Source organism: Rhodococcus sp. P4_B6, assembly GCF_056402215.1.
Window position 1 is genome coordinate 22,780 of record NZ_JBFUHV010000009.1, and the last position, 22,673, is coordinate 45,452.

General features: G+C 67.2%; 18 protein-coding genes. 10 read left to right on the forward strand and 8 right to left on the reverse strand.

Going from position 1 to position 22,673, the window contains the following annotated elements:
• Positions 1 to 115: 115 nt before the first annotated feature.
• The 3 genes from AC1DWT_RS06210 to AC1DWT_RS06220 are packed head-to-tail and all read left to right on the forward strand — an operon-like array spanning position 116 to position 3,287.
• Positions 116 to 385 carry a hypothetical protein gene (locus tag AC1DWT_RS06210; protein ID WP_095863284.1) on the forward strand — a complete coding sequence of 90 codons (270 nt, stop codon included), beginning with the start codon at positions 116 to 118 and terminating at the stop codon, positions 383 to 385.
• Positions 382 to 1,854 (forward strand): sodium:solute symporter family protein, encoded by a 1,473-nt coding sequence (locus AC1DWT_RS06215; RefSeq protein ID WP_095863285.1) that lies wholly within the window; start codon positions 382 to 384, stop codon positions 1,852 to 1,854. The genes AC1DWT_RS06210 and AC1DWT_RS06215 overlap by 4 nt, the downstream gene beginning before the upstream one ends.
• Complete coding sequence (locus AC1DWT_RS06220; protein ID WP_095863286.1) at positions 1,851 to 3,287, forward strand: amidase family protein; 1,437 nt, start codon at positions 1,851 to 1,853, stop codon at positions 3,285 to 3,287. The genes AC1DWT_RS06215 and AC1DWT_RS06220 overlap by 4 nt, the downstream gene beginning before the upstream one ends.
• Before the next feature lie 130 nt (positions 3,288 to 3,417).
• Here the strand turns inward: AC1DWT_RS06220 and AC1DWT_RS06225 are convergent, their stop codons facing one another.
• Together AC1DWT_RS06225 and AC1DWT_RS06230 are read right to left on the reverse strand one after the other, a co-directional pair.
• Complete coding sequence (locus tag AC1DWT_RS06225; protein ID WP_206014763.1) at positions 3,418 to 4,731, reverse strand: 2-hydroxycarboxylate transporter family protein; 1,314 nt, start codon at positions 4,729 to 4,731, stop codon at positions 3,418 to 3,420.
• 103 nt (positions 4,732 to 4,834) lie between these two features.
• Positions 4,835 to 5,938: a tartrate dehydrogenase gene (locus tag AC1DWT_RS06230; RefSeq protein ID WP_477920035.1), complete on the reverse strand. Its 1,104-nt coding sequence runs from the start codon at positions 5,936 to 5,938 to the stop codon at positions 4,835 to 4,837.
• 181 nt (positions 5,939 to 6,119) lie between these two features.
• Here AC1DWT_RS06230 and AC1DWT_RS06235 point away from each other — a divergent pair, with 181 nt between their 5' ends.
• On the forward strand, positions 6,120 to 7,037 hold the full coding sequence (locus tag AC1DWT_RS06235) for a LysR family transcriptional regulator (RefSeq protein WP_072942964.1): 918 nt from the start codon (positions 6,120 to 6,122) through the stop codon (positions 7,035 to 7,037).
• Between the two features lie 311 nt (positions 7,038 to 7,348).
• On the opposite strand, the gene dctA is transcribed toward AC1DWT_RS06235, so the two are convergent.
• Both dctA and AC1DWT_RS06245 read right to left on the reverse strand, forming a co-directional pair.
• A complete protein-coding gene (gene dctA / locus AC1DWT_RS06240) occupies positions 7,349 to 8,779 on the reverse strand; it encodes a C4-dicarboxylate transporter DctA (RefSeq protein WP_095863289.1) in 1,431 nt (476 codons plus the stop codon).
• A 125-nt stretch (positions 8,780 to 8,904) separates the two neighbouring features.
• Positions 8,905 to 9,999 carry a tartrate dehydrogenase gene (locus AC1DWT_RS06245; RefSeq protein ID WP_072942967.1) on the reverse strand — a complete coding sequence of 365 codons (1,095 nt, stop codon included), beginning with the start codon at positions 9,997 to 9,999 and terminating at the stop codon, positions 8,905 to 8,907.
• A 191-nt stretch (positions 10,000 to 10,190) separates the two neighbouring features.
• Here AC1DWT_RS06245 and AC1DWT_RS06250 point away from each other — a divergent pair, with 191 nt between their 5' ends.
• Together AC1DWT_RS06250 and AC1DWT_RS06255 are read left to right on the forward strand one after the other, a co-directional pair.
• Positions 10,191 to 11,126: a LysR family transcriptional regulator gene (locus AC1DWT_RS06250; RefSeq protein ID WP_095863290.1), complete on the forward strand. Its 936-nt coding sequence runs from the start codon at positions 10,191 to 10,193 to the stop codon at positions 11,124 to 11,126.
• Positions 11,127 to 11,159: 33 nt separating this feature from the next.
• Positions 11,160 to 12,503 carry a diacylglycerol/lipid kinase family protein gene (locus tag AC1DWT_RS06255; protein WP_072943159.1) on the forward strand — a complete coding sequence of 448 codons (1,344 nt, stop codon included), beginning with the start codon at positions 11,160 to 11,162 and terminating at the stop codon, positions 12,501 to 12,503.
• Between the two features lie 24 nt (positions 12,504 to 12,527).
• Here AC1DWT_RS06255 and AC1DWT_RS06260 read toward each other — a convergent pair whose 3' ends face one another.
• The 3 genes from AC1DWT_RS06260 to AC1DWT_RS06270 all read right to left on the reverse strand — a co-directional run bounded on the left by AC1DWT_RS06260 (position 12,528) and on the right by AC1DWT_RS06270 (position 16,073).
• Positions 12,528 to 13,562: a D-2-hydroxyacid dehydrogenase gene (locus AC1DWT_RS06260; protein WP_095863291.1), complete on the reverse strand. Its 1,035-nt coding sequence runs from the start codon at positions 13,560 to 13,562 to the stop codon at positions 12,528 to 12,530.
• 10 nt (positions 13,563 to 13,572) lie between these two features.
• On the reverse strand, positions 13,573 to 15,021 hold the full coding sequence (locus AC1DWT_RS06265; RefSeq protein ID WP_095863292.1) for an MDR family MFS transporter: 1,449 nt from the start codon (positions 15,019 to 15,021) through the stop codon (positions 13,573 to 13,575).
• A gap of 95 nt (positions 15,022 to 15,116) precedes the next feature.
• Entirely contained in the window at positions 15,117 to 16,073 is a 957-nt protein-coding gene (locus AC1DWT_RS06270; RefSeq protein ID WP_072942973.1) for a GlxA family transcriptional regulator, read from the reverse strand.
• Positions 16,074 to 16,281: 208 nt separating this feature from the next.
• On the opposite strand from AC1DWT_RS06270, the gene AC1DWT_RS06275 reads away from it, so the two are divergent.
• Genes AC1DWT_RS06275 through AC1DWT_RS06290 form a run of 4 tightly spaced genes read left to right on the forward strand, consistent with a single transcriptional unit; the run spans position 16,282 to position 20,287 of the window.
• Positions 16,282 to 16,935: a DJ-1/PfpI family protein gene (locus AC1DWT_RS06275; RefSeq protein ID WP_095863293.1), complete on the forward strand. Its 654-nt coding sequence runs from the start codon at positions 16,282 to 16,284 to the stop codon at positions 16,933 to 16,935.
• An 11-nt stretch (positions 16,936 to 16,946) separates the two neighbouring features.
• Entirely contained in the window at positions 16,947 to 17,255 is a 309-nt protein-coding gene (locus tag AC1DWT_RS06280; RefSeq protein WP_095863294.1) for a hypothetical protein, read from the forward strand.
• An 11-nt stretch (positions 17,256 to 17,266) separates the two neighbouring features.
• On the forward strand, positions 17,267 to 18,151 hold the full coding sequence (locus AC1DWT_RS06285; RefSeq protein ID WP_072942978.1) for a phosphoribosylaminoimidazolesuccinocarboxamide synthase: 885 nt from the start codon (positions 17,267 to 17,269) through the stop codon (positions 18,149 to 18,151).
• 3 nt (positions 18,152 to 18,154) lie between these two features.
• Entirely contained in the window at positions 18,155 to 20,287 is a 2,133-nt protein-coding gene (locus AC1DWT_RS06290) for a S9 family peptidase (protein WP_477920037.1), read from the forward strand.
• On the opposite strand, the gene AC1DWT_RS06295 is transcribed toward AC1DWT_RS06290, so the two are convergent.
• The gene (locus AC1DWT_RS06295; RefSeq protein WP_477920038.1) at positions 20,288 to 22,612 is read right to left on the reverse strand and encodes an ATP-binding protein; all 2,325 of its coding nucleotides are present in this window, start codon (positions 22,610 to 22,612) and stop codon (positions 20,288 to 20,290) included.
• Between the last annotated feature and the right edge of the window lie 61 nt (positions 22,613 to 22,673).

Here is a 22,673-nt window from a genome sequence, read left to right on the forward strand (position 1 = left end):
GATTGCGATCTCCGACAGGTGGGTGGCCGATTTCGCCGAACCTCCCTCAGCGGTTGAGTGCTGTGACCCGCACCACGCATGCTTCCTCTACTCCCTGGATGGAAGAAGGAACAGCATGCAACGAGAAGCCATTCTCGGGGCGATCGAGGATTCGCCGCAGCGCCGCTGGCTGCTGCTCGTCCCGGTCGCCCCGGTGCTCGCACTCGTCACCGCCGTGTGGCTGCCGTTTGTGAACACGGCCGATCTGTGGCTGGGCATGCCCCGGCTGCTCGTGTGGTGCTCGGCGTGGGTGCTCCTGCTGCTGCCCGCGCTGGCGGTGGTGGAGCTCGGCCTCGTCCGGCCGTTCGAGGACGGCCTCCGCCTCGAGGAAGCGAGCCTCCGATGACGAACTCGGCACTGTGGATCACCCTGGCAGGCATGATCGGTCTCGCCGTGATCGCCGTCGGCGGACACCGGAAACGCGCTCAGAGCCTGAGCGAGTGGACGGTCGGCAAGCGGAACTTCGGTGTGGTGACCAGCTTCTTCCTGCAGGCCGGTGAATCGTTCACCACGTTCACTTTCCTCGGCGTCGCAGGGATCGCGTTCACCGCGGGCATCGGCGCCACCTACGCCATCCCGTACATCCCGCTCGGCTACGTGGCCCTGTATTTCATCGGACCGCGGATCTGGAAGCTCAGCAAGGATCGCGGGTACATCACCCAGGCCGACTTCTTCGCCGACCGCTACCGCAGCCCGCTCCTCGGCCGGCTGGTCGCGTTGTGCGGCATCATCTTCCTGCTGCCGTACCTGCAGTTGCAGATCACCGGCCTCGGCCTCATCGTCCGCCTCGTCACGGGCAGCGCGAGTTCGGGCACGCTGAGCATGATCGTCGCGACCGTCCTCGTCGTCGGGTTCGTGCTGTGGGCGGGCATCCACGGCCTGGCGCGCACCGCCTACGTCAAGGACGTCCTGATCCTGCTCGCCGTCGTGGTGCTGTCCATCGTGATCCCGCTGCACTTCGCCGGTGGCATCGGCGACGTGTTCGGCCAGATCGCGCAGACCCACAGCGAGATGCTGACCGTGAACCCCGGCGACTACGACAAGGTCTGGTGGACCACCAGCCTGCTGATCTCCGCGATCGGCTGCGGCTTCCTCACCACCCCGCACCTGTGGCCGCCGCTGCTCGCCGCGAAGAACGGCCGGGTGATCCGCTCCAACAACACTTTTCTGCCGATGTACCAGGTGGTCATGATCCTCCCGATCATGCTGGGTTTCGTCGGGATCCTCGCACTGAATCCGAACACCAGCAGCAACGCCGTCCTGCTCACGCTGGCCGGGGGAGCGCTGCCGAACTGGGCGCTCGGCCTGATCGCGATCGCCGCCGCCTCCGCCGCGATGCTGCCCGCCGGCGCCATCTGCATCGGCATCTCCACCCTGGCCTCGCACAACCTGGTGAAGATCGAGAGCGAGCGCACGAAGCTCCGGTTCAACCACCTCGTCGTGATCGCCGCCGCCACCATGGCTCTGGTGCTCGGCCTGACCCGCCCCGACCTGCTGGCCAATCTGCTGCTGCTCACGTTCGGCGGTCTCAGCCAGCTCGCCCCCGGCCTGGCGCTCGCCCTGCCCGAGAAGCCGCTGCTCGCCAAGCAATCCGTGTTCGCCGGTCTGCTCGTGGGAATGCTCACCGTCATCGTGATGACCGTGTTCGACCTCAACCTCGCCAACATCGACGCGGGCATCTGCGGCCTGGTCCTCAACCTCGCGGTGATCGCCGCGGTCGAGACCGTGGTTCGCCTCGCCCGTCCCCGCCCCCCGACCCCCGCGCCGTCGGAAGACCGTCCGGCCACCGCCCCGATCCTGGAGACCTCGAAATGACGCTCGACCACTACTCGACCGCGCGTGAGATGCTCACCGCACTCCGCAGCAGGGACATCTCGGCCCGCGAGCTACTCGCCCTGCACACGGACCGGATCGCACAGGTGAATCCGACGGTCAACGCGCTCGTCAGCCTCGACCTGGACCGCGCGCACGCCACCGCCGCCGCCGCCGACGCGCAGACAGCCGCCGGCGACCCTGTGGGTCCGCTGCACGGACTTCCGTTCGCATTCAAGGACACTCACGACGTCACCGGATTCCCCACGGTCGCCGGTTCGCCCATGCTCGTCGACAACGTGCCCCAGACCAGTGAGCTGATCGCCGAACGCGTCACCGCGGCCGGCGCCGTCACGGTCGGCAAGACGAACGTTCCCGAGTTCGCCGCCGGATCGCACACGTTCAACCCCGTCTTCGGGACCACCACCAACCCGTACGACCCCACCAGGAGCGCGGGTGGCTCGAGCGGCGGCGCCGCAGCCGCACTGGGCGCGGGACTGATTCCGCTCGCCGACGGCAGCGACATGGGCGGTTCGCTGCGCAACCCGGCGTCGTTCTGCAACGTCGTCGGACTGCGCCCCACGCCCGGCCGCGTGCCGTGCTGGCCCAACAGCGCGCCCTGGGACGCACTGGTGACGCAGGGGCCGATGGCCCGCAACGTCGACGACCTGGAACTGCTGCTGTCGGTGATCTCCGGACCCGACGCGCGGATCCGCAGCTCGCTCGGTGCCGATGCGCTCGCGCCCCGGCACGGTGTCGCCGGCCTGCAGGGTCTGCGTGTCGCGGTGTCCGCGGATCTGAACGGCCTCTTCCCGGTGGACGCGCCGGTCCGCGAGATCCACGACCGTCAGTCGTCGATCTTCGCCGCCGCGGGTGCGGTCGTCGCCGAGGACGCGCCGTCGATTCCCGACGCCGAGTGGGTGTTCCGCACCCTGCGGGCGTGGCGGTTCAAGATCGACCTCGGTGACCGCGCCGACGCCACCCCCGAACTGCTGAAGCCGTCGCTGCTCGACAACATCCGGCAGGCGGACCGGCTCTCCGCAGACGACATCGCGAAAGCCATGGTGGCCCAGGCGGAGATCCAGGCTCGCGCCGTCGAATTCTTCTCCCGCCACGACGTCTTGGTGATGCCCGTGTCCCAGGTGCTGCCGTTCGACGCCGAACTCGAGTACCCGGCGGCGGTCGACGGCCGCCGCTGCGACGACTACCTCGACTGGATGACGTCGGCGCTGACCGTGACGGTGCTGGGGTGCCCCGCGATCTCCGTCCCCGCCGGGTTCAGCGCCGAGGGTCTGCCGGTCGGCGTGCAGATCGTCGCCGCCCCGGGCAACGACCTGTTCCTGCTCGACGTTGCCCGGGCCTACGAGCAGCTCGGCCCGGTCGGAGCCGTTCGCCCGCACCTGCTCGAGACGGCAGCAGCGTCCATCCCGTCGTGAAGTCGTCGTCGCCGACCCGGTGGACGTGGATGAGGTTGGTGGATCCGACGGTGTGCGGGGGAGAGCCGGCCGCTCGGGAGAGTGGCCTGGCCGCAGGTGTCGGCGACCTCGACCACGGCCGTGTCGGGAGTCAGCCGAGGATCCGGATGAGAGAGGCGGCGGAGATGACCGTGGTGACACCGCCGAGCCGGGTCGAGATCTGGGCGAAGGGCATGAGGTTCATGCGTTGGGACGCAGACAGGATCGCAACGTCGCCGGTTCCGCCGAGGCCGCTGTGGCAGACGGTCACCAGGGACGCGTCGACCGGGTACATGCCGATCGCCTTGCCCACGTAGAACCCGACGAGCACCATCGAGAGCACCACGGCGGTGCAGGTGATCACGTATCCGATGGAGACGACATCGATGACATCGGCCAGCGGGACGTAGAGCATCCCGAGACCGATCATGACGGGGTAGATGAAGTATCCGGAGATGATCTTGTAGACGCCCCGGGCGCTGTCCTCGACGCTCTGCGGGAAGACGTTGAACAGCTTGCAGATCACCGAGATGAGGATGACGAGAACCGGTGCCGGCAGGTGGACGAAATGCTCGAGCAAGGTGCCCAGGACGAACAGACTGCAGATCGTCAGCACACCCATCGCGTAGTTGGGTGATGTGCTCGATTCGCGTTCGGCGGCCTCGTCCGAGGGGGCGAGCAGGTCGTCGGTGTCGCCGGTCTTGACCAGCTGGCCTCCGCCGTCGAGGTGGGGTTTGCGGTCACCGATCCGGCGTAGGACGCCGGCGCTGATGATGGCGACGATGTTGCCGATGATCGCGGCGGGGATGAGCTGCGAGATGTAGGTGGACGATTCGCCGCCCATCGCCGAGGCGTACGCCGCCGAGAGCGGGATGACTCCCTCGCCGATTCCGCCGCCGAGGATGGGGACGACGATGAAGAACAGCGCGCGGTGGAAGTCGTAGCCGAAGAGCATCGCAACGCCGATGCCGACCGAGACGGCGACGGCGGTGCCGACGAACAGCGGCGGGAAGATCTTGACGAGGCCGCCGATCATGACCTTGCGGCTCATGCCCAGGATGCTGCCGACCACCAGTGTGCAGATGACGAAATAGAGGAAGTTGGCTTCTTTCATCAATGAGTGCACGGCGTCGAGTGTGTTGTCGTTGAAGACCCCGAAGTAGACCAGGATGGACGGGGTCATCAGGCAGACGAGTGCGCCACCGCCGATCTTGGAGATGATCGGAAGTCGATTACCCAACGGTCCGAGCAGCATTCCCAATCCGACGATCACCGCGAGACCGCCGATCATGTTCTTGGGAATGGAGTTGAACAGGCCGGCGACCATCACAACGGCGGTCAGTGCGATGGGAATGATCAGCGGCACGCCGTCGAGCTTGGCTCGGCGGAAGGGTGAAGCAATCTCTGGTCGAGTCTCGATGCTCATGGGTTTTCCCCTCGGGGGGTGTGGCGGCCTCGCAAGCCGCAGGTGGAGGGAGCGGAGGTGGTCACGCTCGATGGGTGCGCAGGGCGCGGCCGGCGGGAATGCGTCAGGAACGGACCAGTCGGAGGCTGGTGTTGGTCTCGAACTGCCGGGTGACCGCTTCACCGAGCGAGACGGTGGTGGCGGAGCCGCCCATGTCGGGTGTGAGCGTGTTACCGCCGACCGCGAGGACGTCCTCGACAGCGGTCATGACGGCGGCGGCGGCCTCGGTCTCGCCGAGGTGCTCGAGCATCATGCTTGCGCTCCAGATCTGCCCGATCGGGTTGGCGATKCCCTTGCCCGCGATGTCGGGGGCCGAYCCGTGGACCGGYTCGAACAGGCTCGGGAACTTGCGCTCGGGGTTGATGTTTCCGCTSGGGGCCACGCCGATGGTGCCGGTGCAGGCCGGGCCGAGGTCGGAGAGGATGTCMCCGAACAGGTTGCTGGCKACGACGACRTCGAACCAGTCCGGGTGCAGGACGAAGTTCGCGGTGAGGATGTCGATGTGGTACTTGTCCACCGCGACGTCCGCGAAGTTCTGGGCCATYGCTTCGACGCGCTGRTCCCAGTACGGCATCGWGATSGAGATGCCGTTGCTCTTCGTCGCSGAGGTSAGRTGYTTCTTSGGCCGGGACTGGGCGAGRTCGAAGGCGTACTTCAGGATTCGGTCCACMCCGGTKCGSGTCATSACCGTTTCCTGGATGACGGTTTCGCGGTCGGTGCCYTCGAAGATCTTGCCGCCGATGCTCGAGTATTCGCCCTCGGTGTTTTCCCGCACGACGTAGAAGTCGACGTCACCGGGTTSRCGKCCGGYSAGCGGGCTGGTGATGCCGSGGAGSAGTTTGACCGGGCGCAGGCTCACGTACTGGTCGAAGTGGCGGCGGAACTGCAGCAGGCTTCCCCACAGGCTGATGTGGTCGGGGACGACGTCCGGCCAGCCGACGGCGCCGAAGAAGATCGAGTCGAAGCGGCTGAGCTGATCGAACCAGCCGTCGGGCAGCATCGTGCCCGTCGTGGTGTAGTAGTCGGCGCTCGCGTAGTCGAACTGCTCGTAGTCGAGTTGGAAGTCGAACGCCGACGCCGCGGCGTCGAGGACCCGCAGACCCTCGGGGACGACCTCCGTGCCGATTCCGTCGCCGGGAATGACTGCTATCCGATGCGTTGCGCCCATGATGCGTGTGCTCCTTACTGGGGTGAGAAAGTCTGGCACGCGGCGTATTCCGCGGAAAGCGGAGTGACCGGACTGCGCGATGCCAACTACTGTGGGACTGATCACAGCCTATTGGGCAACAATCGGATAGAAAAGCGGTGAATACGCAAGACAGTTTTTCCTCGAGGGAAAGAATGGACCTATGACAAGTGATGCATCGGCCGAGGACGTACTGTTCTTCGACGTCGTCGCGCGGTCGTCGAGCCTGACCGAAGCGGCCCGCGAGTTCGGCGTGTCGGTCTCGTCGGTGAGTAAGAGGCTGAGTCGGATCGAGAAGCGGCTAGGGGTCCGGTTGATCCAGCGAACGACTCGCCGGCTCACGCTCACCTCGGAGGGTGAGCGCTACGCGGCGGGGGCGGCGGTCATCGCCGCAGAAGTGACCGAACTCGAGGAATCGATCTCCGAGCAGCACGCCGAACTCGTCGGCCGCGTGCGGGTGCATGCCACTTTGGGCCTGGGCCGAGCGCACATAGCGCCGCTGGTCGGACAGTTCCTCGACGAGCATCCTCGTGTGCAGATCGAACTCGACCTCTCGCCGCTCCCGCTCAACATCGCCGGGACCACGTTCGACGTCGGCATCCGTGTCGGGTCGTTGCAGGACTCGAGGTTGACCGCCAAACGCCTGAGCCGGAACCGCCGCGTGGTGTGTGCCGCTCCGGGCTATCTCGAACGGCATGGAACGCCCACACAGCCCAAAGACCTCGAACACCACAACTGCATCGTGTTGCGTGAGAACGAAGGCGACTACGCACTGTGGCGGTTCGGGCCGGCGAACGACGAGATCGCCATTCGAGTGGCCGGAAACCTTCTGTGCAACGACGGGGACGTCACCACGCGCTGGTGCGTGGAAGGACACGGCTTGATCATGCGTTCCCTGTGGCACGTGGCTCCGCTTCTTCGTGAGGGGGCACTCGTGCAGGTGTTGTCCGACTTCCCCACGCCCTCCGCCGACATCAACGCGCTGTACTCCGCCACGTCGCACGTGCCCCGTCGTATCCGCGCTCTCGTCGACCATCTCGCCGCCGGACTGAGCGACCGGATCGAGCCGAGTCAGGAGTAGGTCTGGCCGATTTCGCGCCCGATGTGGCTGATCTCGATTCCGGACAGGTGCGCTGCGCGGGCGGAGTCGATCGTCGCGACGTCGGGAAGGGTTCGCCCGCACGCCCGCAGGGTCGTCCCGAGGTGTCGGAAAAGGTGAACCCGAGGGCGGCGAGCATCCCGAGAGGACGTTGCCTGCTCGTGATGCCCGCCGAGGCGAGTCCGGCCGAGAGATGTTCCGCGACATCGGCCGCGGAGAGCGAGCCCTGGAATTTGTCCGGGACAACCAGAACCCTCATCGGCCTTCCTCTCTCGTGTGCAGTGCGACTGCGGTTATCGCTGTGCGGAGTGCGCGGGCGCCGCCGCGGGATCGAGCCGTTCGTGGTCGATGCGTTCCGGTCGTGGTTCCTGTTCAAGCACCTCCAGGTCGAAGTCGTTCTCGACCTCACCCTCGGGTGCGGGAAGGACCTCGCCGGCGAAGACGCGGCGGGCGCGGTCGACGTCGAGTTCGTGGTTCCATTTGGCGACGAACAGGGTGGCGACGGCGTTGCCGATGAAGTTCACCAGGGCGCGGCATTCGGACATGAACTTGTCGATGCCGAAGATGAGCATGATGCCGGCCGCGGGGATGGTGCCGAGGGTGCTCAACGTGGCTGTCAGGGCGATGAATCCGCCGCCGGCGACACCTGCGGCGCCCTTCGAGGTCAGCAGCATGACCCCGAGCAGGCCGAGTTGCTGAGGGATCGACAGGTCGGTGTTGGTGGCCTGGGCGATGTACAGCGCGGCGAGGGAGAGATAGATGGCGGCGCCGTCGAGGTTGAAACTGTAGCCGGTGGGCACGACGAGACCCACTGTGGGCTTCTTGACTCCGGCGTACTCCAGTTTGCGCATCAAACCGGGCAGCGCGGGCTCGGCGGTGGAGGTGCCGAGAATGAGCAGCAGTTCTTCCTTGAAGAAGCCGAGCATGCGGAAGATGTTGAGCCGCAAATACGCCATGACGGATCCGAGGACCACGACGACGAAGAACGCGGAGGTGGCGTAGAACAGCAGGATCAGGCTGCCGAGGCTGGTGAGGGTGGAGACACCGTACTTGCCGATGGCGAAGGCCATGGCGCCGAACGCGCCGAGCGGTGCGAGTTTCATGATGAAACTCAGGACCTTGAACACCACTGCGGTGAGGCGTTCGACGGCGTCCCGGATCGGCGCGGCGATCTGTCCCACCGCGTTGATGGCCACACCGAAGATGACGGCGAGGAAGATGACCTGCAGGATGTCGCCCTCGACGAACGGTCCGAACACGCTGTCCGGGACCAGGTGGGTGATGAACTCCCACCACTCCTTCTCCTCGCCGGCCTTGATGAGTTTGCCGGCGGATTCGGTGGTTTCGAGGGCGGATGCGTCGGCATTCACCCCGTCCCCGAGGCGGAAGAGGTTGATCGCGACGAGTCCGGTCAGCAGCGCGAGGATCGTTCCGACCTGGAAGTAGGTCAGCGCCTTGATTCCGGTCAGCCCGACCTTCTTCAGATCCGCGACACTCGCGATCCCGCCGACGATCGTCAGGAACACGATCGGGCAGATCAGCATCTTCATCGCCGTGATGAAGGTGGTGCCGATCGGCTCCATCGCCTCGCCGGTGTCGGGCCAGAGCCACCCGACGAGGATGCCGAGCACGATCGCGATCAGGACCCAGAAGTACAGTTGCCTGTACCAGGGTTTCTTCACCGTCGCCGGCGGGTAACTCGCTGCGCTGCTGAGTGTTTCCATGACATTCACCTCGGGTGAGAGTGTTCAGGTATGAAGACGGGGTGGCCGAGAGTTACCGACCGTTCGAGCAGTGACGACCCGACCCGGCAGATCATGCCGAGTCGGGCCGGCGGTGTGTGGGTCGGTCAGGCAGGGGTCAGTGCGGTCTGCAGGGCGTGCACGATCGCTTCGGTGACGGCCGCGGTGTCCGACGAGCCGCCGATGTCGCGGGTCAGTGCGCCGCTCGCGGTGGCGGCCTCGATGGCGGCTTCGACGCGGCGGGCCTCGTCGTGCAGGCCGAAGTGGTCGAGCATCAGGGCGGCGCTGGCGATCGCGCCGATCGGGTTGCTGATGCCCTGGCCCGCGATGTCGGGGGCGGAACCGTGGACGGGTTCGAACATGCTGGGGAAGCGGCGCTCCGGGTTGAGGTTCGCGCTCGCCGCAACCCCGAGGCTTCCCGCGAGCGCGGAGCCGAGGTCGGAGAGGATGTCGGCGTTGAGGTTCGACGCCACCACCACGGACAGGTCCTCCGGGTGCAGGATGAACTTSGCGCTCATCGCGTCGACGAGGACGCTTTCGGTCGCGACGTCCGGGTAGTCGAGGGAAACGCGCTTGAAGACGTCGTCCCACAGGACCATGCCGTACTGCTGGGCGTTGGACTTGGTGACGCTGGAGACCTTCTTCACCGTGCGGGTGCGGGCCAGGTCGAACGCGAAGCGCATGATGCGCTCGCATCCCTTCTCGGTGAACAGCGCGGTCTGCAGGGCGACCTCGTTGCCCGGTCCGCGGCCGCTGAGGTTACGTCCGCCGAGGCCGGCGTATTCGCCTTCGCTGTTCTCCCGGACGACGACCCAGTCGAGTTCGGTGTCGTCCGCCTTGCGGAGCGGGGACTGCACGCCGGGGAGGAACTTCACCGGTCGCACGTTCGCCCACTGGTCGAAGTTCTGGGTGATGTTGAGCCGCAGCCCCCAGAGGCTGATGTGATCGGGGACGTTCTCCCAGCCGACCGCACCGAAGTAGATGGCGTCGAAGGCCTTCAGGGTGTCGAGGCCGTCGTCGGCCATCATCTTCCCGGTCTGCTCGTAGTACCCGCAGCCCCAGGGGAACTCTTCCCATTCGAAGGCGAAACGCCCACCGGACTGTTCTGCGAGGACGTCGAGCACGCGCCGTCCGGCAGCGACGACCTCCTTGCCGACGCCGTCGGCGGGGATCGATGCAATCTTGAACGTCTGCGGTGCCATGTCGTTGCCTCCATCGTGTTGTGCTCGTCACAGTGTGTGATGCATCCATTAACCCGTCACACTCGCGTAGCGTCCATGACCAAGAAGTGATTCGCCTTATAGGTTTCACCTAATCGGCGAGTGTTCCCGCAGGTAGAGTGAGTGGCTCGGACAGCGGTTCGGCGCGAGGTGAACGGAAACGAGGTGAGCCGGTGGACGCGCGGCAGTTGCGGTACTTCCTGGCGGTGGTCGATCAGGGTGGCATCAACCGCGCGGCGGAAACACTGCTGATCGCGCAGCCGTCGCTCTCGCAGTCGATATCCGCGCTCGAACGGGAACTGGGGGTGCCGCTCTTCCACCGCGTCGGACGCAGGCTGGTACTCAGCGACGCCGGCGAAACACTCGTCGGCCCGGCCCGTGTGGTGCTGCGCGACCTCGAGGACGCGAAGGCGTCCGTCGATGCGCTGAAGGGGCTGCGTGCCGGCCGCGTCGACCTGATCACGATGCCGTCACCCGGGATCGAACCCCTCACCACGATCCTCACCAGTTTCAGCCGCACCTATCCGTCGGTCACCGTCAACGCCCAGGCGGCGTTCACACCCGAGGAGGTTCTGCACGCCGTGCGCACCGGCGTCTGCGAGGTCGGGATCCTCGGTTCCCCCGCCGCGGTGCGTGCCCCCGAACTCGACGTCGTCGCGCTGGAAAGCCAGCCGCTGATCCTCATCTCCGGGCCGGGCGCCGAAACGCCGGAGCGCCCGGAGATTCGGAGATCGGAACTGTCCGGATTCCGGTTGATCGTGTCGCAGCGGGGGTCGTTGATGCGGACCCTCGTCGACGAGGTGCTCGCCAGCGGCGTCGCGGCCACCATCGTCGCCGAGGTCGCGCACCGCACGTCGATCCTGCCGATGGTGCTCAGCGGATTCGGCCAGGCCGTCATGCCGTCGTCCTGGGCGCCGTCGGCCCGGCAGGCGGGCGCCACCGTGCACCGCATCGTCCCCGAGTCCTACCTCCACGTCGCCGCCGTCTGCCGGCAGAGCCACCTCACGCCACCCGCGCGGACGCTCATGGACGAGGCGCGACAGTACGCGGAGCGAACACCCTCTGCGTGGGAAGTGCCCGCGACGGAGCGCACTCGTGATGGATACTGAAAGGGGACGCCCGGAAATGGCGAGGTGGTGGCGATGGCACTCCACGAGAGGGACTCGGCAGAATCTGCGGATCCTGCGAGCGGGCGCCGGCGTTGGCTGGCCCGGGCCGCCTACCTGGCGATCTTCGCCTCGGTTGCAGTGCTGCTGGTGTTCGCCGGATTGCACACCCTGACGCTGCTGATCGTGGCCGTCGGCGCTGCGGTGGTGGAGGTCGCGGCGCTGTTCTGGTTCCTCACGAGCCGCGGCGCGCTCCGCTGGGTATCGCTGGTCGTGCTCATTCTGACTCCGATCGTCGTGCTCTGGCTTCTGGTCAGCGCCCGTCTGTTGTGGGTGGTGTTGCTCGCCGCGGCGCTCGCCGCGCTCGCCGTCGTGTGCGCCCGCGCCGCCCTCGGCCGGGATCGCTCGGACTGGGTGATGCCCGAGCATCCGGCCGTGCCGCCGAAACGCGCCTTCCTGGTGATGAATCCGCACTCGGGTGGCGGGAAGGTCGGGAAGTTCGATCTGAAGAAACGAGCCGAGGCACTCGGCGCCGAGGTGGCCCTGCTCGAAGGACCGGGGACGGTGGACGTCGAAGCACTGGCCAGGGACGCGGTGGCACGCGGCGCCGACCTGCTCGGCGTGGCCGGCGGCGACGGCACACAGGCGCTGGTCGCCGGCATCGCCGCCGAGCACGACCTCCCGTTCCTGGTGATCAGCGCGGGCACCCGCAACCACTTCGCGTTGGATCTCGGATTGGACCGTGAGGATCCGTCCCGCTGCCTCGACGCGCTGACGGACGGGATCGAACTGCGCATCGACCTCGGCAAGGTCGGCGAACGAACCTTCGTCAACAATGCCTCGTTCGGCGCCTACGCCGAGGTGGTACAGAGCCCCGCCTATCGGGACGACAAGACCGGCACCACCCTGCGGATGCTTCCCGATCTGATCGAGGGGCAGCGCGGGGCACGCCTCCTCGCCCGGTTAGGGGACAGGAAGGTCGAGGGACCCCAGGCCGTTCTGGTGAGCAACGGGCCGTACGAGATCTACGATCTGGCCGGTCTCGGACGCCGCCCGCGACTCGACCGCGGCACCCTCGGCGTGGTGACGATCTCGGTGAGCAGCACCCGGCAGGCCGTGGCTCTGCTTCGTCGTGCGCGCCAGGAGGGGCTGATCCAGCATTCCGGTCGCGAGGTCGTCATCACCGCAGACGCGCCCTCGATTCCCGCCGGGATCGACGGCGAAGCCCTCGTGATCCCGACGCCCGTACGGTGCACCGTCACTCCCGGGGCGCTGCGGGTACGGGTTCCACGCAACCGTCCCGGTGTCCGCCCGCCGACCCGGCCGGTGGACTGGGTACGGCTCCGCCGACTGGCATTCGGGGGCTCGAATTCTGCGTGACCCGGTACCGGTCGGCGGCGGCCGTCAGTAACCCGCGTCGAAGTCGAACTCGTTGATCAGGGCGGCGTCACCCGACAGGTAGCGTCCGAGATTCTCGACGAACAGATCGGCGATCTTCCCGTTCTCCGACGGCACGTTGGATGCGCTGTGCGGGCTGAGGATGACGTTGTCGGCCGTCCACAGCGGCGAGTCCTCCCGCAGCGGTTCGGTGGACGTGACGTCCAGGACCGCCCCGCCGAGGCGCCCTGCCGACAGTGCTTCCGCGAGGGCGTCTTCGTCGATGATCGGCCCCCGGCCGAGGTTGACGACCAGTGCGCCCTCGGGGAGGGCGGCGAGTTCCAGCTGTCCGATCAGGCCGCGCGTGTGCTCGGTGAGGGCACAGGAGATCACGAGAATGTCTGCGGTGGGCAGATGCTCGGCGATCCGGTCGGTGGTGGTCATGACGTCGAAGGGTCCGCCGGCGGGTCGCGGCGTGCGGGCGACGCCGGTGGCGGTGACGGCGAAGCAGCGGAGCAGTTCCGCTGTGCGCGAGCCGATCTTGCCTGCGCCCACGATCAGCGCGTGACGTCCCGCGAGTTCTGTCGTCGCCTGTTTGCGCCACGTCCGGTCGCGCCGGTCGGCGATGAGCCGGGGGAGTCCGCGCGCGAAATGCAGAATGCCGGCGAGCGCGAACTCCGCCAGGGGATCGGCGTGGACGCCCGCGGCGGTCGTCACCGTCAGTGGGGCGTGCGACAGCCCGAATTTCTCGATGAGCTGTCCGGCGCCCGCGGACGTCGCCTGAATCCAGTGCAGATTCGGCGACTGTTCGAGCGTGCGTTCGGGGTGGCGCCAGTCGAAATCGAACATGATGTCGGCGGTCCGCAGCATCGACGTCCACCGGTCGTGCTCGCCGGCCGTCAGTTCGCGCGGCACCCCGACGTGATCGCTGTGCCACCGGGGCCGGGGGAGCAGTTCGGGGGCGTACGACACCCGGATCCGCGGGTCGCTGCCTGCGATCCTGTCGACCAGGTCCTGCTCGAGATACGACGCGATGAGCACGTCGACGCACGGGTCGGGCACGGTGTCTCCTTCAGTGCGGACGGTCGGACGTCGCTGCGTTCGGCTCGACCTCCGGTGCGGCGGCGGATTTCGGCATCGCCGCCGCGGCGACGACGAGCACGACGGCCGCGCCGAGAGCGGCCAGGAACACCAGGTGCAGGGCGCCGGCCAGATCGACCGGCGCCGGGTGGTCGTCGCCGCCCAGCCGCGCATTGACGAGGGCGCCGAACAGGGCGACCCCCACGGCGCTGCCGATGGACCGGGCGAACATGTTGGTCGACGTGACGACGCCGCGCTCCGACCAGTCGACGCTCGACTGCGCGGCGATGAGGGTGGGGCTCGCGACGAGACCCATGCCGCCGCCGATGACGAAGCAGCAGATCGCCACCTGCCACACCGCCGACTCGATGGACAGGGCCAGGGTGAGTGCGGTGCCCGCGACGACCAGCAGGCTGCCCGCGGTGGCCGTGACACGGAAGCCGAAGCGCAGGTACACCCGACCGGACTGCGATGCGGCGATCGGCCAGCCGATGGTCAGGGTGGCCAGCGCGAACCCGGCCACGAGTGCGCCCGTCCCGAGCACGCCCTGGGTGAACGTGGGGACGTAGGTGGTCAGGCCGAGGACGATGGCCCCGACCAGCAGGGAGACGAGATTGCTGGCCGCGAGAACCCTGCGGGTGAACACCCACAGCGGCAGGACCGGTTCGGCGGCGCGTCGTTCCACGAGGACGAACGCGATGAGGAACACGAATCCCGCGGCGAAGATTCCGAGGCTGACCGGTGAACTCCACGCCCAGGCCTGGCCGCCTTCCAGGAGTCCCAGGATGAGCAGCGTCGCCCCGACGGCCAGGATGCCGGCGCCTGCGTAGTCGACGGACCGCTGGGTGCGCACCCGCTTCTCGTCGAAGTTGCGGATCAGCATCACGGCCGCGAGCAGACACAGGGGAATGTTGACGAAGAAGATCCACCGCCACGACAGGTACTCGGAGAACAGGCCGCCGAGGGTCGGGCCGACCACCGCCGACATGCCCCACACGCTGGCGAGGTAGCCCTGGGCCTTGGCGCGTTCGGCGAGGGTGTAGATGTCTCCGGCGATGGTCATGCTCATCGGCTGAACCGCTCCGGCGCCGAGTCCCTGCACCGCGCGGAACGCGATGAGCGCGGGCATGCTCCACGCGATCCCGCACAGCACCGAGCCGACGCCGAACAGGGCAATGCCGAGGAGCATCACCGGTTTCCGGCCGAAGATGTCCGCCAGTTTGCCGTAGATCGGCACCGACACGGCCTGGGTGAGCAGGTAGATCGAGAACAGCCACGGGAACTGCGTGAACCCGCCGAGATCCCCGACGATGGTGAACACCGCGGTCGAGATGATGGTCGCGTCGAGCGCGACCAGTGACGTCGTGAGCATCAGCGACACGAGAATCGGTCCGCGTTCCGAACGGAATCCGACGTCCACCTGGGCCGTGTCCGTCGCCATTAGCCACCTTTCCCGTTACCGCGCTCACAAGAGTTCCTGAACAACGGTAACGACACCGGGCGGCGATGTGTTCCACGGCCGTGCCCGCGGGGCGGCTACGCGGTGGCGGAGGATCCGCGGAACGCCGCGCGGTAGGAGTGGGGGCTCGTCCCGACGACGCGCTTGAACCGCTCGCGGAACGCGGTCGGCGAACCGAACCCCACCTGCACGGCGATGCGGTCGACGGAGTGCGAGGTGGTCTCGAGCAGATACTGCGCCTGATGGATCCGGATGCGGTGGAGCCACTGCAACGGTGTGGTGCCGGTCTGCTCGCGGAACCTCCGGTTCAGGGTGCGGGCGCTCATCCCGGCCCGCCGGGCAAGTTCGTCGAGCGTCAGGTCTTCGCGGCTGTTCTCGTGCATCCACCGGAGCAGCGGGTCCAGGCTGGACAGTTCCGCGGACGGGGGACGGTCGTGGACGATGAACTGCGCCTGCCCGCCTTCGCGTTCCAGCGGCATCACCGACAGCCGGGCGGCGTCGGCGGCGACGGCGGATCCGTGATCGGAGCGGATCATGTGCAGGCACAGGTCGAGGCCCGCCGCCGCACCGGCCGACGTCAGGAACTGGCCGTTGTCGACGTAGAGCACGGCCGGGTCCACGTCGACGAGGGGGTGGCGCGCGGCGAGGAGGTCGGCCGCCGCCCAGTGCGTCGTCGCCCGGCGGCCGTCGAGCAGTCCGGTCGCCGCCAGGGTGAACGCTCCCACGCAGATCGACGCGATCCGGGTGCCGCTGCCGGCGGCCCGGCGCAGCGCCTCGAGCACGCCGGACGGAAGTGGGGCGGTCGGGTCGGCCAGTCCCGGCAGGATGATCGTGTCTGCCGTGTCCAGGGCGCGCAGATCCCAGGGCGCGCGGAGCGTGAACGCGCCGGCGTCCACATCCCCGTCCGGTGCGCACACCTTCACCCGGTAGGCGGCGCGTCCGTCCGGCAACCGGGTGCGGCCGAACACCTCGACCGGGGTGGCGAGGTCGAACGCGATCACCCCGTCGAGCGCCAGAACCGCCACGGTGTGCATGGCTACAACCTACGCAGTCGACGAGTTCTCGCCAACCGCATGTGAAGCGTGGGAAATTCAGGGCACGGCCCGTCGTAATCGCGAGATGTCGGCTGGCGAAAATCCGTTGCATCATGGCAGAAATGCCAGTTCTCCGGGATCGGCCGGCTGGCTAGCGTCATCACGGCCCCGGCATTCGGCCGGGGGCACGCCATGAAAGGTCCCACCGATGCATGTCCAGATCGCGCTGTTCGACGGCTTCGACCCGCTCGACGTCATCGCTCCCTTCGAGGTGCTCCACGCGGGTGGGCTGTTCGCCGCAGGCGCGGTGACCGTCGCATTGGCGTCGGTCGAGGGTGCACGCGACGTTCCCAGCGGAACGGGGTCGCTGAGCCTGCGCGCCACCGAGGTGCTCGACACGTCCCGGGCCGATGTGATCCTCGTGCCGGGCGCGTCGGGGCGCGTGGAGGAGCGCACCGAGGGCGACGACACCATCCCGAAAATTCTCGGGCGGACCCTCGAGACACGGCTCCCCGACGTGCTGCGGGAGGCCTGCACCGACCCGGAACTGATCGTCGCCACCGTCTGCGGCGGATCGCTGGTGCTCGCGATGGCCGGCTTGATCGAGGGCCGCCACGCCGTCACCCATCATCTGGGGATGGATCTGCTCGACGCCACCGGGGTGGTCGTCGTCGACGCCCGGGTCGTCGACGACGGCGACCTCGTCACCGCGGCCGGCGTCACCTCCGGGCTCGACCTCGGCCTGTATCTGCTCGAGCGGGAGCTGGGACCGCGCATCGCGCACGCCGTCGAGCAGATGTTCGCCCACGAACGCCGCGGCACCGTCTGGCGGCCCCGCGGGTTCGAACCCACCACCATCTGAGGAGCACAGCCATGTCTGTCGAAGGCACCTGGAACGTCGTGATCGCCACCCCCATCGGGAAGCAACGGGTCGAGCTGACCTTCTTCACCGAGGACGGCGAACTCCGCGGGATCGCCCGCGGCGACGCCGAAGAGGTGCCGCTCACCGATCCCGTCCTCGACGGGAACCGGCTCACCTGGACGCAGTCCATCACCAAGCCGCTGCGACTGCACCTGAAGTTCGACGTGCTCGTCGAGGACGACGAGATGACGGGGAAGTCGACCGCGGGGCGTCTCCCCAGCTCGAAGGTCAGCGGCCGGCGGTCGGTGCCCGACCGATAGGCTGGATCACCGTGCGCCCCTCACTCGATTCATACGCCCATCTGGCCGGTGGCAAGGTCCGCGACCTCTACACGATCGACGACGAGCACCTCCTGTTGGTCGCGAGCGACCGGATCTCCGCCTACGACCACGTCCTCAGCACCCCGATCCCGGACAAGGGGCGGGTGCTCACCGCGATGAGCGTCTTCTTCTTCGGCGTCCTCGGCGGCAACAACCACCTGGCCGGTGAACCCGACGACAGCCGGATCCCCGAAGAGGTCCTCGGCCGCGCGCTGGTGGTCCGGAAGCTGAAGATGGTTCCCGTCGAGTGCGTCGCCCGCGGGTACCTCACCGGATCCGGGCTGATCGACTACAACGAGACCGGCGCGGTGTGCGGAGTCGCACTGCCCGAGGGGCTGGTGGAGGCGAGTCAGCTTCCCGACCCGATCTTCACGCCCGCCAGCAAGGCCGAGCTGGGCGAGCACGACGAGAACATCAGCTTCGAGGCCGTGGTCGACAAGGTGGGTCAGGATCTGGCCGTGAAGCTGCGCGACGACACCCTCGACGTCTACGGCCGGGCGTCCAACTTCGCCGCCGACCGGGGCATCATCCTCGCCGACACCAAACTCGAATTCGGACTGGACCCGAAGGGCAACCTGATTCTCGCAGACGAGGTCCTCACCCCCGACTCGTCCCGGTACTGGCCGGCCGACGGCTACGAGGCCGGGAAGGTGCAGCCGAGCTTCGACAAGCAGTTCGTCCGCAACTGGCTCACCGGACCCGAATCGGGCTGGGACCGGGCATCAGACACTCCGCCGCCGCCGCTGCCCGCGGAGATCGTGGAGGCGACCCGTGAGCGGTACATCGAGGCGTACGAGCGGATCTCGGGTCTGTCGTTCGCGGACTGGGTGGGCTGAGACATGACCTCCGAAGGCGCGAAACTCACCCCGCCGGTCGCGAAGAAGGTCGCCACCGAACGCGTCCACCACGGTCACACATTCGTCGACGAGTACGAGTGGCTGCGGGCCAAGGAAGACGCCGAGGTCGTCGCGTACCTCGAGTCCGAGAACGCGTACACCGAGCAGCAGACCGCGCATCTCGCGCCGTTGCGGGACCAGATCTTCCAGGAGATCAAGTCCCGCACGCAGGAAACCGACATGTCGGTTCCCACCCGGATGGGCGACTGGTGGTACTACGCCCGCACCATCGAGGGCAAGCAGTACGGCGTCCAGTGCCGGGCCCCGATCGCGGGCGCCGACGACTGGACCCCGCCGGAACTGGCCCCGGGCGTCGAACTGCCCGGTGAGCAGGTTCTGCTCGACGGCAACGCCGAGGCCGAGGGCCACGACTTCTTCTCCGTCGGCGCCTTCTCCCTCAGCCACGACGGCACGCTCCTCGCGTACTCGGTCGACGTGGTCGGCGACGAGCGCTACACGCTGCGCTTCAAGAACCTCGAGACCGGGGAACTGCTGCCCGACGAGATCCCCGACACCGCGCCCGGCGTCACCTGGGCGATCGACCACAGTCACGTCTTCTATCTCACCGTCGACGACTCCTGGCGCCCCGATACCGTGTGGCGGCACAAGCTCGGCACCGACCGCGCGCAGGACGTCACCGTGTTCCACGAGCCGGACGAACGGTTCTGGGTGTCGGTCGGGTCCACCCGCAGCGAGAAGTACCTCGTGATCTGGGTGGGGTCGAAGATCACCAGCGAAGGCTGGGTGCTCGAATCGGAGAATCCGGAGGGCGAGTTCCGGGTGGTGCTGCCGCGGCGCGAGGGCGTCGAGTACGGCGTCGAACACGCCGTCGTCGCCGGCGAAGACCGCTTCCTGATCATGCACAACGACGTCGTCGACGGTGAGAAGGCCGAGAACTTCGTGCTCGCCGAGGCGCCGGTGTCCGACCCGACGTCGCTGACCATCCTCATTCCGCACCGCTCCGACGTGCGGTTGGAGGAGGTCGACGCGTTCGCCGATCACCTGGTGCTCGGGTACCGCAGGGAAGCGTTGACCCGGCTGGCCATCTGGCCGCTCGGCGAGGGCGGCTACGGCGAGTTCACCGAAATCRCATTCGACGAGGAACTCTTCAGCGTCGGGCTCGGGGCCAACCCGGAATGGCGGCAGCCGACATTGCGGATGGCGTTCACGTCGTTCATCACGCCCGGTCAGGTCTACGACTACGTGCTGTCGACGGGTGAACTCGCCCTGCGCAAGTCGCAACCCGTGCTCGGCGATTTCGACGCCGGCAACTACGAGCAGCAACGCGACTGGGCCGTCGCCGAGGACGGGACGCGCATCCCGCTCTCGATCGTCCGGCGGAAGACGAACGGCACCGACGACCCCGCCCCCACGCTCCTCTACGGGTACGGCTCGTACGAGGCCAGCATGGATCCCGCGTTCTCGGTCGCCCGGCTGTCGCTGCTCGATCGCGGCGTGGTGTTCGTGGTCGCGCACGTGCGCGGCGGCGGCGAGATGGGCAGGCACTGGTACGAGACCGGCAAGACGCTCACGAAGAAGAACACCTTCACCGATTTCGTCGCGAGCGCACGGCATTTGATCGACACCGGACGCACCACGCCGCAGCAGTTGGTCGCCGACGGCGGCAGCGCGGGCGGCCTGCTGATGGGTGCGGTGGCCAACCTGGCTCCCGAACTGTTCGCCGGCATCCTCGCCAACGTCCCCTTCGTGGACCCGCTGACGTCGATCCTCGACCCCTCGCTGCCGCTGACCGTCATCGAATGGGACGAGTGGGGCAACCCGCTGGAGAATGCCGAGGTCTACGAATACATGCGCTCGTACAGTCCGTACGAGAACGTCGAGGCCAAGGACTACCCGGCGATCCTCGCGATCACCAGCATCAACGACACCAGGGTGCTCTACGTCGAACCGGCGAAGTGGGTCGCCAAACTGCGCGCCACCAAGACGGGCGACTCGCCGCTGCTACTCAAGACGGAGATGAGCGCCGGGCACGGCGGCGTCAGCGGACGTTACGAGAAGTGGAAGGAAGTAGCGTTCGAATTCGCCTGGGTGCTCGACACGATCGGCAAGGTCTGATCAGATCTGGTCGCTCTGACCCTGCTCGACCACCCAGGCGGCGATCTGGGCGCGAGAGCTGAACCCGAGCTTGACGAGTATGTGCTCGACGTGGCCCTGCGCGGTGCGTTGCGAGATGACCAGAGTGGTCGCGATCGCCTTGTTGGTGAGTCCCTCTGCGACGAGTTCGGCGACCTGCCGCTCGCGTCGGCTCAGGGAAGGATTGTCGCTGTGTGACTGCGCGATCGGTCGTGGCCGCTCGTTCAAGGCGAACGCGACGGCGTCCCCGAAGCTGAGGCTCGATCCATGCCGGAAGGCGGTGTCGAATGCCTTTCCGCCCAGATCACGGCGGGTTCGACGTTCGCGCTCGTCCTGGTGGCCTGCGAGCTGCGGAAAGACCTCTGCCGGGCTGCCCACACCCTGCCACAGCGCTTCGGCGGCACCCATGAGGGTCGCGGCGCGTTCCGGTGAGTGATCGTCGGCGGCGATCCAGGCCAGGATCTGCATGCACCACGCGGAGTTGATGCGGTCGTCCGCCCGACGTGTCTGGCGCAATCCGTCCTGCAGGAAATCGTTGGCCCGTTCGTGCTCGCCGCGTTGCCACATTGCCAGCGCCGCGGTCCACAGCGACCACCCGCGGTACACCGACTCGCCGTGTGCTTCGGTGATCTCCTGAATCTTCCGCTGGTAATCGACAGCTCGGGTCACGTCTCCGAGGTGCGCGCTCGCCAGGCCGAGTCCGAGGAGTGCCCAAATTTCTTGGAGTGAATCGCCTTCCGTGTGGAAGACTTCCCGAGCGCTCTCGAAGCACGCGAGCGCGTACGCGAGGTCGTCACCACGGAACAGGGATATGAATCCCTCGGCAGACGTGACGAGCGCCCGCATCGACGTGTCCCCGGACCGGTCGGCGAGGACTCGTCCCTCCTCCACGAACGCACGAGCAACCTCGAGATCCCCCTGAGCCCCGGCCAGCATACCGGCGGCGTGCAAGGCGGTGATCCTCTCGGCGGTGTCTGCCGTAGGCGCCGGAGTCAGCGCACGATCGAACCAGTGCCTACCTTCGTTCAGCAGACCGAACGAGCGCCAGAACAGATACAGGGCGTTGGCGATACGAAGGGCGGACTCGTTCTCGGTGGGCTGCCGCACGGAGAATTCGAGTGCCTCACGAAGATTCGGTTGTTCACGATTCAGCCGGGCAACCCACTCCAGCTGTCTCGGGCCGATCCATCCGGATCGAGCGTCCGACGCCAGACGCTCGAACCAGTCGCGGTGCTTTCGTCTCACGCTGTCGTATTCACCTGATTCGCGCAGTCTTTCCAGGCCGTAGTCGCGAAGTGTGTCGAGTAATCGAAAGCGGACGACATCACCGGCCTCTTCCCGTATCAGGATCGATTTGTCGACCAGCGACGCGACCACGTCGAGCACGTCGTCCGGGGCGAGATCGCCCGCGCAGATTCCTTCAGCCGAATCCAGCTCGAACCCACCGGCGAAGACCGCCAGCCGACCCCACAGTGCCCGTTCGTCCGGGGTGCACAGGTCATAACTCCAATCGACGCACAGACGTAGCGTTTGCTGGCGAGAGGGAGCGCCTCGGGTGCTCGAGGTGAGCAACGTGTACCGGTCGGTGAGCCGGTCGAGGATCTGTTGCGCAGTCATCGCCCGCAGCCGAGCTGTCGCCAACTCGATCGGCAGCGGCAGTCCGTCCAGACGCTCACAGATTCTGGCAATCGTCGAGCCGTTGTCGTCGGTGATGGCGAAGCCGGGTAAAGCCCTGGAAGCGCGTTCAGCGAAGAGGGCAACGGAGTCGTAACGGGCGAGCCCCGCGGGAGGGGACGGTCGACTCGAATCCGGAAACGGCAGCGGCGGGACCCGGAGGGTGGCCTCGCCGTCGATGCCGAGTGGCTCGCGGCTGGTCGCGAGGATCCGGAGCTTCGGGCACGTCTTCAGGAGTGACTCGGCCAGCGCCGCGACGGCATCCACCAGGTGCTCGCAGTTGTCCAGCACCAGCAGTAACTGCTGATCGTGAAGATGCCTCTGCAGGATCGACGAAGTTCCCGATGCCGACTGTTCCCGCACGCCGAGCGCGCTCGCAACGGCTTCTTCGACCAGTTCCGGAGCCTGCAGTTCACCGAACCCCACAAGCCACACTCCGTTGGCGAACGCGCGGCGAGCGTCGTCGGCGACCCGGAGCGCGAGTCGAGTCTTGCCTACACCGCCGATACCGGTCAGCGTCACCAGTCTCGACACGGACAGCAACCGTTTCGTCTCCGCCGCTTCACGGCGCCGACCGACGAAGCTGGTCAGCTCACACGGCACATTTCCCAACTTGCGTTGTGCGGCGGACATGACAACTGTCGCTTTCCTCTCACGGGATCTTCGAGTAACCGTACTCGCTCACCGGGATGTG